This is a genomic window from Methylobacter marinus A45, from assembly GCF_000383855.1.
Taxonomy (GTDB): domain Bacteria; phylum Pseudomonadota; class Gammaproteobacteria; order Methylococcales; family Methylomonadaceae; genus Methylobacter; species Methylobacter marinus.
Map to the genome: position 1 here is coordinate 445,225 of NZ_KB912877.1, position 15,197 is coordinate 460,421.

11 protein-coding genes are annotated in these 15,197 nt (G+C 51.3%); 5 read left to right on the forward strand and 6 right to left on the reverse strand.

The window, feature by feature from the left end:
• The first annotated feature begins 8 nt into the window (after nt 1-8).
• Together METMA_RS0101875 and METMA_RS0101880 are read left to right on the forward strand one after the other, a co-directional pair.
• The gene (locus tag METMA_RS0101875; RefSeq protein WP_027146965.1) at nt 9-491 is read left to right on the forward strand and encodes a peroxiredoxin; all 483 of its coding nucleotides are present in this window, start codon (nt 9-11) and stop codon (nt 489-491) included.
• Nucleotides 488-1,903: a PhoH family protein gene (locus METMA_RS0101880; RefSeq protein ID WP_020157365.1), complete on the forward strand. Its 1,416-nt coding sequence runs from the start codon at nt 488-490 to the stop codon at nt 1,901-1,903. Before METMA_RS0101875 ends, METMA_RS0101880 begins: the two co-directional genes overlap by 4 nt.
• Nucleotides 1,904-1,955: 52 nt before the next feature.
• Here METMA_RS0101880 and METMA_RS0101885 read toward each other — a convergent pair whose 3' ends face one another.
• Entirely contained in the window at nt 1,956-3,056 is a 1,101-nt protein-coding gene (locus tag METMA_RS0101885; RefSeq protein WP_051114321.1) for an AI-2E family transporter, read from the reverse strand.
• A gap of 313 nt (nt 3,057-3,369) precedes the next feature.
• Nucleotides 3,370-4,989 carry a bifunctional aminoglycoside phosphotransferase/ATP-binding protein gene (locus METMA_RS0101895; protein ID WP_020157369.1) on the reverse strand — a complete coding sequence of 540 codons (1,620 nt, stop codon included), beginning with the start codon at nt 4,987-4,989 and terminating at the stop codon, nt 3,370-3,372.
• A 172-nt stretch (nt 4,990-5,161) separates the two neighbouring features.
• Between METMA_RS0101895 and METMA_RS0101900 the strand changes: the two genes are divergently transcribed.
• Together METMA_RS0101900 and METMA_RS0101905 are read left to right on the forward strand one after the other, a co-directional pair.
• The gene (locus tag METMA_RS0101900; RefSeq protein ID WP_020157370.1) at nt 5,162-5,725 is read left to right on the forward strand and encodes a YbhB/YbcL family Raf kinase inhibitor-like protein; all 564 of its coding nucleotides are present in this window, start codon (nt 5,162-5,164) and stop codon (nt 5,723-5,725) included.
• A 108-nt stretch (nt 5,726-5,833) separates the two neighbouring features.
• A complete protein-coding gene (locus tag METMA_RS0101905) occupies nt 5,834-7,162 on the forward strand; it encodes a serine aminopeptidase domain-containing protein (RefSeq protein WP_020157371.1) in 1,329 nt (442 codons plus the stop codon).
• A gap of 3 nt (nt 7,163-7,165) precedes the next feature.
• On the opposite strand, the gene METMA_RS0101910 is transcribed toward METMA_RS0101905, so the two are convergent.
• Nucleotides 7,166-7,615, reverse strand: coding sequence for a CBS domain-containing protein (locus tag METMA_RS0101910; protein WP_027146967.1), 450 nt, complete (start codon nt 7,613-7,615; stop codon nt 7,166-7,168).
• A 216-nt stretch (nt 7,616-7,831) separates the two neighbouring features.
• Nucleotides 7,832-8,305 carry a single-stranded DNA-binding protein gene (gene ssb, locus METMA_RS0101915; RefSeq protein ID WP_020157373.1) on the reverse strand — a complete coding sequence of 158 codons (474 nt, stop codon included), beginning with the start codon at nt 8,303-8,305 and terminating at the stop codon, nt 7,832-7,834.
• Nucleotides 8,306-8,604: 299 nt separating this feature from the next.
• Here ssb and METMA_RS0101920 point away from each other — a divergent pair, with 299 nt between their 5' ends.
• Nucleotides 8,605-11,259, forward strand: coding sequence for a PAS domain S-box protein (locus METMA_RS0101920; protein ID WP_020157374.1), 2,655 nt, complete (start codon nt 8,605-8,607; stop codon nt 11,257-11,259).
• A 651-nt stretch (nt 11,260-11,910) separates the two neighbouring features.
• On the opposite strand, the gene METMA_RS26175 is transcribed toward METMA_RS0101920, so the two are convergent.
• A complete protein-coding gene (locus METMA_RS26175; protein WP_020157375.1) occupies nt 11,911-14,088 on the reverse strand; it encodes a hybrid sensor histidine kinase/response regulator in 2,178 nt (725 codons plus the stop codon).
• A gap of 75 nt (nt 14,089-14,163) precedes the next feature.
• A complete protein-coding gene (locus tag METMA_RS0101930) occupies nt 14,164-14,799 on the reverse strand; it encodes an MEDS domain-containing protein (RefSeq protein ID WP_027146968.1) in 636 nt (211 codons plus the stop codon).
• Nucleotides 14,800-15,197 lie beyond the last annotated feature (398 nt).

The following is a 15,197-nucleotide window of genomic DNA, read 5'->3' on the forward strand; positions in this document are numbered from 1 at the left end:
GTCTAGTCATGACTCCACCCAGCATAGGCATTCCTGTGCCTGATTTTGAGGCCCTTTCCACCGGCGACAAGTCCGTCAAATTATCGGATTACCCGGGTAAATACATTGTTCTGTATTTTTACCCCAAAGACAATACCCCCGGCTGCACACAGGAAGGCTGCGGCTTCCGCGACAATATCGATAAATTTACCCGCTTCAATGCCATTGTATTAGGCGTCTCGCGCGATACGGTCCGCGTTCATGAAGGCTTTAAGAGTAAACAGGCGTTTCCTTTCGATCTGCTGTCGGATCAGGATGAAGCACTATGCCGACAATTTGATGTCATAAAAATGAAAAAGATGTACGGCAAAGAGGTTCGCGGCATCGAACGCAGCACTTTCCTCATCGACCCACAGGGATTACTTGTCCGCGAATGGCGCAAAGTAAAAGTTAAAACACATATAGAAGAAGTTCTGCAAGCATTGGCGGAACTCACAGGAAACCAGCCATGAATATTCAAACTCCACCGGAGAAAAAACTATTTGTTTTAGATACCAATGTACTGATGCACGATCCGACCGCCATCTTCCGTTTTCAGGAACATGATATTTTTATCCCGATGATCGTATTGGAAGAACTGGATCACTCTAAAAAAGGTTTAACCGAAGTTGCCCGTAATGTCAGACAAGTCAGCCGGTTTCTGGATGAATTGATAAGTGATGCCGATACGCAAACCATTAACGATGGCCTGCCCTTGTCGCGCATAGAACACGGCTTGGCCGAGGGCGTCGAAAGCCAGGGGCGACTGTATTTTCAAACCAGTGCCATGACGGCACTGTTGCCGGAAAGCATGCCCGGCAATATCCCCGACAACTCTATCTTGAGCATTGTCCTGGCCCTTACCAAAGAACTGCCCAACAATAATGTCATTCTGGTGTCCAAGGACATCAACATGCGCATCAAGGCGGCGACGCTGCAATTGCCCGCCGAGGATTACCATAACGACCAGACGCTGGAAGACATCGATCTGTTATACAGCGGCGCCAAGGCATTAGGCAGCGATTTCTGGGAACAGCACGGCAGTAAAATGGAATCGTGGCAGGAAAAAGACCGTACTTTTTACAAACTGGAAGATCCGCTGGTTGCCGAATGGTATCCCAACCAGTACTTATATATAGAGGACGAATCCAATTTCGAAGCCATCGTAAGGTCTGTCGAGGGACAGGTGGCCATATTGGAGTTGGCGAGGGATTATCGTTCCAAACACAATAATGTCTGGGGCATTACGGCCAGAAACCGCGAACAGAACTTCGCCTTTAACGTACTGCTGGATCCGGAAATAGATTTCGTCACCTTGCTGGGCACGGCAGGCACGGGCAAGACCTTACTGGCCCTGGCCGCTGGCCTTGTCATGACCATAGAAAATAAAACTTATCAGGAAATCGTCATGACGCGCGAAACCATTCCGGTTGGCGAAGATATCGGTTTTCTGCCCGGTACTGAAGAAGAAAAAATGGCGCCGTGGATGGGGGCGTTAATCGATAACCTTGAACTGCTCGGCAGCCGTTCCGGACAAACTGACTGGGAACAAGGCGCATCCACGAACATGATCATGAACCGGGTCAAGATCAGGTCGCTCAACTTTATGCGCGGCCGGACCTTCCTTAACCGGTTTTTGATTATTGACGAGGCGCAGAACCTGACCTCCAAGCAAATGAAAACCCTGATAACGCGCGCGGGGCCCGGCACAAAAATCATCTGCATCGGCAACTTGGGACAGATAGACACGCCCTATTTAACCGCGACTACTTCCGGTTTAACTTATGTAGTCGATCGCTTCAAAACCTGGCCGCATGGCGCGCACATCACCCTGCGTCGGGGCGAGCGCTCGCGCCTGGCCGATTACGCGTCGGATATTCTGTAAGGAGTCCAAAGACCAGGGCGAAGGTCGACCGCTTTCGCCCTGGTGCTGAAATCTAATAAATCATGTGATCAGGGTTATCCTCGATCCGCGGCCAGGCCGTCAGCACGGCTTTAACCACTGTCGCCAGCGGAATTGCGAAAAACACGCCCCAAAAACCCCACAGGCCGCCAAATAACAGAATAGCCACAATAATCGCTATCGGATGTAAATTGACCGCTTCGGAAAACAGCACCGGCACCAGCACCACGCCGTCCAATGCCTGGATGATCGAATAGGCGATCACGACATACATAAAGTCATCGCCGGCCAGCCCCCATTGAAAATAAGCCACGCCCAGAACCGGAAAAGTCACTAATGTGGCGCCCACATACGGAATAATAACCGACAAGCCCATCAGGACAGCCAGCAGCATCGCATAATTCAGGCCCATCGTAGAAAACGTTACATAGCTGGCCGACCATAGAATAAAAACTTCGGCAAATTTTCCCCGTACATAATTGCCTATCTGCACATCGACTTCCTTCCAGACTCGCACGGTTAAATGCCGATCCCGGGGCATGAACTGCAACAGCCAGTCCACCAGTATTTCTTTATCCTTCAAAAAGAAAAATATCATTAACGGCACCAGAAACAGATAAACCATGGCACTGACCAGGCTCATCACGGATGCCGCCGAAACCGACAGCATATTCTGGCCATACGTTAATAATTCTCGCTGAACGGCAAACATCATCTCCCTGATTTTGCTTTCCGAAATAAATTGCGGATACATTTCCGGCAAACGCATGATGCCGTTCTGCACTTGATTGATGATCAGCGGGATGTGTTGGACAAGCTCTACGGCTTGCTGCGACACAATCGGCATGAGATAAAACAGTAAAAATCCCAGACATGCCATAAAGCCGGAAAACACCAGATAAACCGCCGGCAATCTCGGCAGACGCATGCTTTCAGCCTTGCCCACCAGTCCTTCCAGTAAATAAGCCAAAACAATGGATGAGAAGACCGGCATCAATAAACCGGACAATGAAAAAATCAGCACAAAACTGACGATCAAAATAACTGCCAGCGCGACAGCTTGGGAATTGGGCAAAAAACGCTTAAAACAGTCTCTAAAGAAATTTGAACTTATTAATGAGGATTGGGGTGTCATGAATAACAGAGCATTTTTATAATAATTATCAAAACCATTTTACATCCAATAAACCAATAGACCTATGATGATTTTAATAATAAGGCACTGATAAGGAAATCAGACAGGATAATCACTCGATCTGTGGTGCCTTTTGCTGTTATTAGGATCTGGCTAAAAATGACTTCCTGAAACTGGAATCTTGCATAGGATGCGCTGACCAAAAGCAGGCGCTCCAGGCGGCGCGCAGTGAAATACATCGCTCGCGAACGATGCGCCTCCTGTCGTCGGCGCATCCTATGTCTAAACAGGGAAATTATTGACGACCAAATCCTTAATGCAATAAAAATTTATTTACATCATGGAGCAACTGATCTAGGGTGTTATCGCTCTCGGTATTCACACTTATCGTAAAGGCCAGTTCATCCGCGGACAGCGGCTGCGCCGAGGCAAGCTGCTGTTTCAATACCTCTATAGTCGCTTCGGAAGCGTCATTCTTCAATTGCCGCCGCTGTTCTATGCGCCTGTATAACTCCTGCTCGGATGCCTGAAAATCGATGATCAGAAAGGGCACGCCGCAGTCGTTTGCCAGCGCTCGGAATTGCTCACGCAGTGCGGCGGCAATGAAGGTCGCGTCGACAACCGCCGTAAAGCCCGCCTCAATCACGGACCTGGCCAGCCCGGCCAGGCGCTGGAAGGTCTGACGCCCCGCCTCTTGCGTATAAAGCCCTTGATCAACGCCGCTACGAGTCGCCTCCAGCATCCGGTAGCCGAACAATCTTTTACGTTCGACATCGGAACGAATCTGTATCACGCCCAGCCGTTCTGCCAACTGGCTGACCAGCGTGGACTTGCCGGATCCCGAATAACCATGAGTGATGATCAACGCGGGCCAGCCATCCTTAGTAAAGCGTTCGGCCAGATGCGCATAGACCGCATAGTCGGCGCGTGCGCGGGCACAAACGGCCTCATTATTCTGCTGCTGGGCCATGCGCAGCAGTGTCACTTTAGCGCGCACCATGGCACGATAGACCAGGTAATAACGCAGCAAAGCCAAACCGCCGTAATCGCCCGTGTAATGCAGATATTGATTGAGAAAACGATTGGCCAAACGCTCATAACCCACGTGCAGCAGATCGATAAACAGGAAGGCTATCTCGCTAACGACATCGATCCAGCGCAGCGTCGGATTGAATTCGATACAATCGAACAGCGTGACCTTGCCGTTAATCAAGGTAATGTTATTCAGATGCAGATCACCGTGACATTCACGCACATAGCCCTGCCGCTTGCGTTGCTGCATCAGCGCGATCTTGCTGCGCCATTGCGCATCCCCCCATGCCTGAATGGACTCAAGCTGCCGCAATTGCGAAGCATCGGCCAGCAGCGGCTTGACCGTATCGATATTTTCCATAAACCATTGCTGGATGACATCACTATTACCATAAATGGACTCCTCCCCGGTCCGTTCAATGGTTTCATGAAATGCCGCGATCAGCCGGGTTATTTGATCGATCTCTCCCGTCTCCAGCTGGCCGCGTTCGGCACGCTCACTCAGCAATTGCCCGGCGGGGAACTGCACCATCTTGACCGCATATTCGATAGCCGGCCCCGTACCGGCTATTTGCGGATGCTCAGACGTTCCCGTAATCGGCACGACATCGAGATACAACTCAGGCGCGAGGCGCCGGTTAAGCCTCAACTCCTCTTCGCAGAAAAACCGCCGCCGCTCCAGCGTTGAGAAATCCAGAAAACCGAAATCAACCGGTTTTTTGATTTTGTATACATATTCTCCTGTCAGCAGCAGCCAGGAAATATGGGTTTCAACCAGCCGGATCGGTTCGATGGCATGCGGATATGCATTGGCTCTGTGCAATGCCTGAATCAGCGGCGGATAAACGGCATCACCTGCGCCGGCCGGCCTATTGCTATTCTTGGTTGATGCATTGTTCATGCGATACCTCGGCTGTTTTATCAGTGCAATAAAAAATGTCGAATAACGTTAAGAGTATCGTATCTTCCCAAGAGTTGCGGCGTATTGAAATGGCGGCATTATTGATTCGCCTCATTGCGGCATTTAAACAGCCACGCCGATACTATGCCATTGACAGAAAACGAGGTGACCCATGAAGGCAATCAATAGAGCCGTCTATTCGATTTGTTTAATTTTCTGCTTTTATACCATCCCGGCTTTCCCGGTTGAAGGAGAAAAATCCATGACCATGACCTTGAAGTCTCCCGACTTTGCCCACCAGGGCGAAATTCCCAAGCAGTATACGTGCGACGGCGAGGATGTTTCGCCGGCGTTGACCTGGTCGGATATTCCACAAGACGCCAAATCGCTGGTATTGATCGTCGATGACCCGGATGCGCCCGATCCGGCCGCGCCCAAAATGACTTGGGTGCACTGGGTGCTTTACAACATCCCGCCGGCGGCGGCCGGCTTGCCGCAAGGCATAACGCCGAGTGATTTGCCGCCGGATACGCTGCAAGGCAAGAACGACTGGAAACGCACCGGTTACGGCGGCCCCTGTCCGCCCAAAGGCCGGCACCGTTATTTTCACAAGCTCTACGCCCTGGACATAGAACTGCCGGATTTGCATTGGCCTGATAAAGCCCAGCTCGAGAAGGCGATGGAAGGCCACATAATCGATCAGACCGAATTGATCGGCACTTATCAGCGCCAGTAAGCCCCATGTACAGACCTATTCTCAGACTGATTAAAACTGCAGGCAGGATTGGTAAACCCGGCATTCGAGGCTCCCTGTGCCGGCTTTATCAATCCTCGCTGCCCGTTCATGACTAAGCCGGCCGCCGTCTGTTTCACCGCATGTCTGCTGTTTTGCAGCGCCTGCTCGCGCCAGCAAACGGTGACGGCGCCCTATCCTTTATGGGGCGAACCGACCTATCTAAAGACAGCGGAAAATGACGCCCGGCGAAGCATGCAGCTCCTGAGGCCGGCGTCGCCGGACGCGATTCAAGGCTGCCTGTTGATTGTGCACGGCATGAACGAATATGTCGGCCGCTATGGTCATGTGGCCGAATACTTCGCCGACCGCTTCATCGTTCTGGGCATGGACCTGACGGCGCACGGCCTGAGCAACCCGGTATTGTCGAAAGCCCATGAAAGCATCGCCGCCGGCGCGGCGGCCTATGATGCCAGTCATGCTTATCTTGAACAAGCTCAATTCCGGGACCTGCAGTCGATGCGCGACGATCTCGCTTCGGCCCTGCATTACCTGTCCGATCATTGCCATCTCCGCGCCAGTTCCCCACAGACTGAAGGCACACACACCATCCCTGGCGATCGCCGCGCCAGCTCCCGGCTGGCTAGCGGCATACACACCATCCCTGGCGATCGCCGCGCCAGCTCCCGGCTGGCTAGCGGCATACACACCATCCCTGGCGATAAACCGCTGCCCATATTCATCCTGTCCCACAGTTTGGGCTCGCTGATTACCGCCTCTTATCTGCTGCAGGCTGAAAATAAGGCCATCACCACCCGAATAAAAGGCATCGTGTTCAGCGCCCCGGCCTTTTCAGTCACGGAAGTGCCGGGCTGGCGAGGCTGGTTTCAAAATCCGCTAGTCCGTTTCAGTTTTCATACCCATGAACATTTTCTCAATCCGCAGGACGAACCCTTCCCGGTCATGCTCTTCAATCAACTGCTGGCCCTGATCAGCGTGCCGCTGCAAGACGCCATGATTGAATTGCTGTCGCTGCCTGGCATGCGCAATTTGTTTTCGCCGACTGCACCGGATTGGGTGAGTGAATACCTGACCGACTCCGAGGAAGAAAAACGCCGGCTGAGCGAGGATAAGTACATGATAAGACAGACTGTCCTACGCTATGTGCTGGCGGTTGAAAAGGAAATCATCCGGTTCCGTCGCCAAATGAATCATTTCGACAGTCCTTATCTACTCATTTATTCCGAAAACGACCCCATTACCCCGGCCTGGGGCAGCATTGATTTTGCCACCGCAACCCGTCAACATCACCCGCATAACCGGCTCGTTTTACTCGCCGGCATCAGCCATCATGAACAGCTTTTTTCAGCCTCTCCGTTACGCGAGCAGATCCTTGGCCTTATTGATGACTGGCTGCGAAAACGCCTGAAACAGGAATAACAATCATGGCCTGAGATTTTTTTCGTAGAGCAGTTCTTTTCTGATCAAGCCGGCCAGATCCCTTAATTGCTCTGCAAACAGATCTACCAGATCGTCCATCGCCAGAATGCCGATTAACGCGCCGGACGCATCGATGACCGGCAAGCGCCGAACGCCCTTGCCGCACATTTTCTTGACAGTATCGATCAGATCATCGTCTTCCCTTGCCACGACCAGATCCTCGGCCATGATAATGCCGACGTTAACGGCATCGATGTCGATATCCTTGGCGATCAGTTTAATCACGATATCCCTGTCGGTTACCATACCTACCGGATAATTCAAGCCATTACGATTTTCAGTCACGATCACATTACCGACATGATACTCGCGCATAAGCTTTGCGGCTTCTGAGACAGAGGATTCTTTTTCGGCAATGACCACTTCACGATTACAAATTGTTCCTACTGACATGGCGCCTCCTGAACCTGAAAGATAAGAAGCCCGAGCGACAAGGCATGAACAATAATAATGACTGATTGGATAAAATTTATAATGATTGTGATCAATTCATTAAAAATCACGCCACCAGTCCGCTAATGCATATAAAAGTGCATTATTTAAAAATAAAAAAGCCCCTTTAATCAGGGGCTTAAGTGTATTCTTTACAGACTCTATCTCAAGTATCCATCAGAACGGGATATCGTCATCGAAATCATCATACTCGGGCGGCGACGGCATGGACGGCGCATTGCCTTGCGGCGGCTGAGGCTTCGATGACGGAGCGGAATAACCCGCCTGCGGCTGATCCGTGCCAAAACTGGAAGTACCGCCGCTACGGCTGCCCAGCATATGCATTTCTTCCGCTATGATTTCAGTCGTATAGCGATCTTGTCCGTCCTGCCCCTGCCACTTTCTGGTTTGCAAACGGCCTTCAACATAAACCTGACTGCCTTTCTTGAGATATTCGCCGGCTATTTCCGCTAAACGGTTAAAAAATACAATCCGATGCCATTCAGTGGCATCGCGCCTTTCGCCGGTTTGCTTATCCTTCCATCGTCTTGTGGTCGCCAGACTGATATTAGTGACAGCGCCACCTGCCGGCATATATCGCACTTCAGGGTCAGCCCCTAAATTCCCTATCAATATCACTTTATTAAGCATCAATTTCTCCGCAATTTCTCTGTTTGGCCAATGATTATACTGTTTCTCATTGAACTATAAGATTTAAAAAATTCTCTACCTTTAGTTATGAAAAAATAGCAGCCCTAAAAGTTACTCTGGCTATCATCGCATCTTTCCAGGTAAGGAAAAAGATGATGGTGCAACTGGACGATTAACCCATTGCTGTTTTCCGGACTGTGACAGGTTAATAAGGACAACCTTATCCATTTTGATTTCAGGCCCCCTCTTACGATTTGGATTAAACTCACGAATGTCAATATAGATCGCTACAGATAAAAATGATTCATCTTAAATATTTTTTCCGCAATGTCTATATCGCTTCAATACTGGGGGTTGCGGTGATCTTGTATATTTTGAAAGACCTTCAGCTTATATTCGGATATACGCCGCAACTGCTGCTTTTTTTGGTCGTAATTGCATTCGCCGCCTGGTGCGGAGGATTGCTGGCGGGACTTTTCACCACGTTAGTGAGTGCGGTGGCAAGCATTTATTTTTTATTCGAGCCCTACAAGCTCATCGCTGTCGCCAGCCCCGGCGAAATGCTGCACGTCGTGCTTCTGGCTAGTGTAGGCGCAATATGCAGCCTGATAATTTCGCTCTTATACAAGCAACAACAACGGGCACTGCATACGGTCATGGAACGGGAAGAGCAGCTTAAGCAAGAAATCGCCGAGCGCAACAAAACGAGAGCAGAGCGGGATTTATATGTGTTTCTGGCTAAAAGCAGCACTGAATTTATCGGCATGTGCGATACGGAAGGCGCGCCTTTTTTTATCAACGATGCCGGCCTGCGTCTCGTAGGCCTGGATAGCCTCGAACAGGGTCTTGACATACCGATCAGGGAATTCTTTTTTCCGGAAGACCAGGCATTCATGATGGATGAGTTCTTTCCCGCCGTAATTCAGAACGGCCGCGGCGAGATTGAAATCCGCTTCCGGCACTTCAAAACCGGCGAAGCTTTCTGGATGATCTGCAACGTCTTTGTCCTGAAGGATCCAAACGAAAATCTTGCCGGCTTGGCCACGGTGAGTACGAACATCACTGAACGCAAGAAAACCGAAGAGGCATTGCGCCAGAGCCAGATCAATCTGAATCGCGCCCAGGCCGTCGCTCATATCGGCAGTTGGCGCATGGACATCGGGAACAATATTCTGGACTGGTCCGATGAAAATTACCGCATTTTTGGCATCTCCAAGGGCACGTCCCTAACCTATCAATTATTTCTTGAGATTATTCATCCGGACGATCGGGCGTTAGTCGATAAGGCATGGAAAGCCGCGCTTACCGGCAAGCCCTACGATATAGAACACCGGCTTATAGTCGGCCAGGAGATAAAATGGGTGCGCGAACAGGCCGAGCTTGAATTTGACGAGCATGGTTCGCTGACCGGAGGTTTCGGAACAACCAAGGACATCACCGACATCAAACGCAGCCAGGAAGCATTGCAACATGAGCGCATGTTCCTCAGACAGGTCATCGATGCCGCTCCTAGCATGATTTTCGTCAAGGACCGGAAGAGCCGGTTCATTTTAGGAAATGAGGCATTGGCCCGCTGCTACGGCACCAATCCTGAAGATTTGATCGGTCAATCCGATCAAATTTTCAATACCAATGCTGATGAAGTGGCTCGCTTCCTGCAGGATGACCTCGAGGTAATAAGCAGCCGCACTCCAAAGCGCATCCCGGAGGAAAAGGTCACCTGCTGCGACGGCATCGTGCATTGGTACAGCACCGTCAAAATCCCACTGCTCGATGACGACAATAGTTGTAACAAACTGCTGGGAGTGGCATCCGACATTACCGAGCGCAAGCGTGCCGAGGAAGCATTGCGCCTCGCGGATCGCCGTAAGGACGAATTCCTGGCCATGCTGGCCCACGAGTTGCGCAATCCGCTGGCGCCCATCCGCAATGCCGTGCAGTTGCTGAAAATGCGGGAGGATGAGGATCCCAAGCTGGTGTGGAGCCGTAATGTCATCGACCGTCAGGTGACCCATATGGCGCGGCTGCTCGATGACCTGCTGGATGTGGCCCGCATCATGCAAGGCAAAATCACCCTGAAGTCCGAGCGTTTCGAGCTTACCGATATTGTCAATAATGCCATAGAAACCAGCCGCCCCCTGATCGAATCGCGTGGTCAGGAGTTGATCGTCTCCCAGACCACAACTCCCCAGTGGATCGAGGGCGATCGGGTTCGACTGGAGCAGGTTTTGTCCAACTTGCTGAACAATGCCGCCAAATACACCAGCGAAGGCGGCACAATCACGCTGAGCGTGATGCGGGACAATTCCGACGCCGTCATCAAGATCCAGGACACCGGCATCGGCATCGCTCCGGACATTCTGCCACAGATTTTCGATCTTTTTACCCAGGCCGACCATTCCCTAGCCCATTCCCAGGGCGGATTGGGCATTGGACTGACGCTGGTGCGCCAGTTGGTCGAGATCCATGGCGGCACGGTCACGGCGGCGAGCGCCGGCGTCGGCCAGGGCAGTTCATTCACGGTACGGCTGCCGGCCTTGACAATGAAATCCACCGATACCGAATCCACACAGACCCAATCCATGTTACCGATACCCAAATTTCGCATCCTGGTCGTGGATGACTATCTTGACGCGGCCGAAAGCCTGACCATGCTGCTGCAAGCGGAAGGCCATGAAGTCGAAACCGCCGACTGCGGCCTGAAAGCGATCGAACAGGCGCAGCGTTTCCGGCCGCAGGTCGTGCTGCTCGACATCGGCCTGCCCGATCTGGACGGCTACGAGGTCGCCAAGCGGCTGCGGGCCTTGCCGGAAACCCGCGACACGACCCTGATCGCCTTGACCGGTTACGGACAAACCGAAGATCGCGAACGTTCGGAATTGGCCGGATTCAATCACCATTTACTCAAGCCGGTTAACTTCGAGAAGTTATCAGCCTTGCTGACGGCATCATAACGCCGCCTTGTCTTGACTAAAAAATTCAGTATGGGAACCCACTGAGCCATCAATAACCTGAATTCAGAATAAGACCGACATTCCGCAGCCAAATCAGCCATTACCGGAATAATAGGTAACATGGAAATCAAAGAGGGAGCCTGTATCGTGCGGACGCATTGTAGGGGCGGACCTACGTGTCCGCCCTGTTTCGGGTGCACAACAGGTTATCGGGGGAACCGCTGGCCAAAGGCGAACCGTTGGGCAAGGGCGAACACACAGGTTCGCCCCTGCGTATTACGGTATCAGGGATCAATCCGTAGGAATTGCCAGATTAAAACCCTGGGAATCAAGGAAAATGGACAGGCCGATTAACAATCGATACTGAAATAATGCTGATTGGGTCAAATTTTGCCGCGGAATGTAGGATAAGAGGAAGAGAGCCGCCTTTTGTTACCACTGATTTTGACGCCGGCCACTGTAGGGTCGAATTCGCTTGTGCTCCATGGGTACGACCCGGGGGCATAAATGAATTCGCCTCTAAGCGCGTATTTGTCCGAAGCGACTCAAAAAATGATACTTGCAGTAAATCGAACTAACTGCCCCAATGTGTGGCCGCATGAAAAATATTGGCTAGTCTTCGGCCGCCCAAGCTGGTCATTATGCCGGCAGTCATGCGGAAGCCAGCAGATCCGAGAGCTTTTCAAAGTTAACCGGCTTGAGCAGGTGATGGTCGAACCCCGCGTTCTGTGACCGGTTACGGTCTTCAGCCTGTCCGTAACCGGTCAAGGCGATCAGGATCGTATCGCGGGTTTCCGGCAAGGCCCGCAGCCGCTTGGCGACCTCGTAGCCGTCCAGATCGGGCAGGCCGATATCGAGCAGCACGACCTGCGGCCGGAAACGCTGCGCCTGTTCGATCGCTTTCAGGCCGTAGTGGACCGTTTCGACTTCATGGCCTTCCGCTTGCAGCAGCATCGCCAGGCTTTCAGCCGCATCGACATAGTCATCCACGACCAGAATGCGTAGATCGGATAATAAAGAAATAGATGTATTAGGCATAGATTCGTTCGTTGATTCGATAACAGGTTGAATGGTCGGCAGAAGTGGCAGCCGTACCGTGAATGAACTGCCCTGACCGACGCCGGCGCTCGCCGCCGTGACCGAGCCGCCATGCTTCTCGACCAACTGGCGCACCAGTGTCAGTCCTAGTCCGAGTCCGCCCTGAGAATGGGCCAGGGAACGATCGGCCTGGGTAAAAAGATCAAAAACATGCGCCAGAAGTTCCGGGGCGATGCCGACACCGGTGTCTTCCACGCGTATCAGTGCATAAACGCCCGTTTGCATGGCGCTGAGGGTTATTTTACCGCCTTCCTCCGTATACTTGGCGGCATTGTTCAATAAATTAGTAATAACCTGCTCCAGCCGTGTCGCATCGCCTTCCACCCACTGAGGCTCTTCCGGCAGGGAAAGCACGAGATGATGCTTCCGCTCTTCAATCAAGGGCAGGCAATCCTCCACGGCATGGGTAATGATATCGTTTAAATCGCAACGTTCCATTTTCAACCGGATTTTGTTCTGAATGATGCGGGCCACATCCAGCAGGTCATCAAGCAGCCGCGCCATATGGGTGACTTGCCGGTCAACCAGCGCATGCCCCCATTCCAGCGTGGGATCCGTGTGACCCTGCTTCTTTAATACATGCAGCGCGTGGCGGATCGGCGCCAGCGGATTGCGCAGCTCGTGGGCCAGCATGGCCAGGAATTCGTCCTTATGGCGGTCAGTTTCGCGCAGCGCCTGTTCCATGCGTTTTCTTTCGGCAATCTCATTACTCAGGATTTCATTAGTATGCGCCAGTTCCGCGGTTCTTTCCTGCACTCGGATTTCCAGTTCCTCATGAGATTTCTGCAGCGCGGCTTCCACCAGCTTCTGCTCGGTAATATCCGTGCAGGTTCCTATCCATTCCCGAATGCTTCCGTCCCCTTCCAATATAGGCACCCCGCGAACGGAAACATAACGATATTCGCCGTCATGTCGATAAAGGCGATACTCCGTGTTATAGATAGAAGCGGTCTTCACCGACTGCAGCCAGCCCATCATGGCCTGCTGACGATCTTCCGGATGCACGGCATTGATCCAGCCATGCCCTTTAACCTCCTCCTCATTCTGGCCCGTAAATAGCCGCCAACTGGGGATATCCTCGATGACTTCCCCCAAAGGGCTGGCTGTCCAGGTGACCTGTGTCGTGGCGATCGTCAGGGACCGGTAGCGTTCCTCGCTGAGCCGCAACGCTTTTTCCAGGCTGTTTCGGGACTGTATCTCCTTCTCAAGCTCGGCATTGCGTTGCGCTAACTCCGTCGTACGGTCGACAACCTCGGACTCCAGTTCCTGTAGCACTTGATGAAGCTGTTCCTGGACCGTCCGCCTCGTCAATTCCAACGAGCGCCTTTCCAGTTCCGTGGTAACGATATTGGCAAGATTCGCGACATAGGGCTCATAAGGTAAAAACTCCTCAAGATTATCAATCGAATAGATCAAGAACCCGTATAGCCTCGACGCGGTACGCAGCGGCAGACGGCGCGTGCCTGCCCGATCCAGTGCACAGGGTTCGGCAGAGGCAAAGGCCCTGTCCCAGTTAGTGGCGCAGCCTGTACAGTTAATAACGGGATCCGATGTTGTTACGCTTATAGAACCTTCCATGCAGAAATATACCGAGGCAAGGCCGGGCACGATCTGATTTAGCGCTTTATTGACAAAATCAACAATAGTTTGCTGGTCCGGAAGAATGCACAGGGTTCCGGGAATAACGAACAGTTTGCCAAGAACCTCGGCTCTACATTGAGTGGTCATCATGGATGAAGCTTGCTGCAAAACAATTATGTGCCATAGGGAAATACCATCAGCTAACGGGGGAATAACCGATAAAATCTATGCTTGTATCGCGGGGGTCAGCTCATGATGGTTTTGAGGTTGCTGGAAATAAGGATTATGCACAATCTGACCGGCCACGATCATCATCGGGTGCACATTCAGCACGTCAAAAAGCGTAGCGCCGTCTATTTTATTGACGTCATACTGACAAATAATGCCATGGATAGGCAACTCTTCCAGCAGGTTGTTAAGCATCGCTTCATATTCGATCCAGCGTTCAATGCCGGGCAGGCCCTTGTTTATCCAATTTGTTACCCCGGTCAGGCGCATGCCTGAAAAGCTTTCATGCTGGGTCTGGGCATAAAGGGAACGCCAATAATCAATCATGCGCTCCGGCCTGAAAGTCCCATCGGGACAATAAGTTGCCTCTGCCGGCTTCAGAAGCAGTTGCTCCGGCTTAATATCACATGGAGGCGCTATGCCTAGTTGAGAGAGCTGCCTATCGATTTCATCCGTGGAAGAAATATTCGCAAGATAACCTACTTTTTCGCCGGCACGCAGTCCGCTTTGGATAAACCGGCCAATAATATGACGCCGCTCGTTCTCATTATTGTACAAGTAGCAGATGTGCATCCCTACCGGAAACGTCTGCTCGGTAAATCCAAATGAAACCCGTTGACTGGTTTGACACATATAAAACACCTCTACAAGACCGTAAAATCCGAAGTCTGTTTGTTATTAAGAAATACAGCGCTTAGATAATGGAAAAGGATAATTACAAAAATTACACGATATCAGTCAGGCTCCATCGCTAGTGTTTTTTATTATTAACAACTCTGAATTACTGAATCTCAGCTTTATAATCAAAACCTTAAATATTTGATTGTATCAACTCTCAATTTTTTGTATATCGCTATTTTTACAAATCGGGAACAGAGTAATTTATCTAAGGCTTTTCTGATCAGCATCAGGTAAGCCTTGCCAGATATAAGACTTGCCCATCAATTGATACAAAGATTTTATCCAAAACCCGAAAGTTCCCGAATAATTTTCAAAGTCTCGACGAAGCACTTAACAATAACACCGGCAAT

Bases quoted from the DNA above. Each gene is read 5' to 3' on its own strand.
- METMA_RS0101895 (WP_020157369.1), bottom strand. From the start codon at position 4,989: ATGAACAATGCATCAACCAAGAATAGCAATAGGCCGGCCGGCGCAGGT.
- METMA_RS0101910 (WP_027146967.1), bottom strand. From the start codon at position 7,615: ATGTCAGTAGGAACAATTTGTAATCGTGAAGTGGTCATTGCCGAAAAA.
- METMA_RS26175 (WP_020157375.1), bottom strand. From the start codon at position 14,088: ATGATGACCACTCAATGTAGAGCCGAGGTTCTTGGCAAACTGTTCGTT.
- METMA_RS0101930 (WP_027146968.1), bottom strand. From the start codon at position 14,799: ATGTGTCAAACCAGTCAACGGGTTTCATTTGGATTTACCGAGCAGACG.
- METMA_RS0101885 (WP_051114321.1), bottom strand. From the start codon at position 3,056: ATGACACCCCAATCCTCATTAATAAGTTCAAATTTCTTTAGAGACTGT.
- ssb (WP_020157373.1), bottom strand. From the start codon at position 8,305: ATGCTTAATAAAGTGATATTGATAGGGAATTTAGGGGCTGACCCTGAA.
- METMA_RS0101920 (WP_020157374.1), top strand. From the start codon at position 8,605: ATGATTCATCTTAAATATTTTTTCCGCAATGTCTATATCGCTTCAATA.
- METMA_RS0101905 (WP_020157371.1), top strand. From the start codon at position 5,834: ATGACTAAGCCGGCCGCCGTCTGTTTCACCGCATGTCTGCTGTTTTGC.
- METMA_RS0101875 (WP_027146965.1), top strand. From the start codon at position 9: ATGACTCCACCCAGCATAGGCATTCCTGTGCCTGATTTTGAGGCCCTT.
- METMA_RS0101900 (WP_020157370.1), top strand. From the start codon at position 5,162: ATGAAGGCAATCAATAGAGCCGTCTATTCGATTTGTTTAATTTTCTGC.
- METMA_RS0101880 (WP_020157365.1), top strand. From the start codon at position 488: ATGAATATTCAAACTCCACCGGAGAAAAAACTATTTGTTTTAGATACC.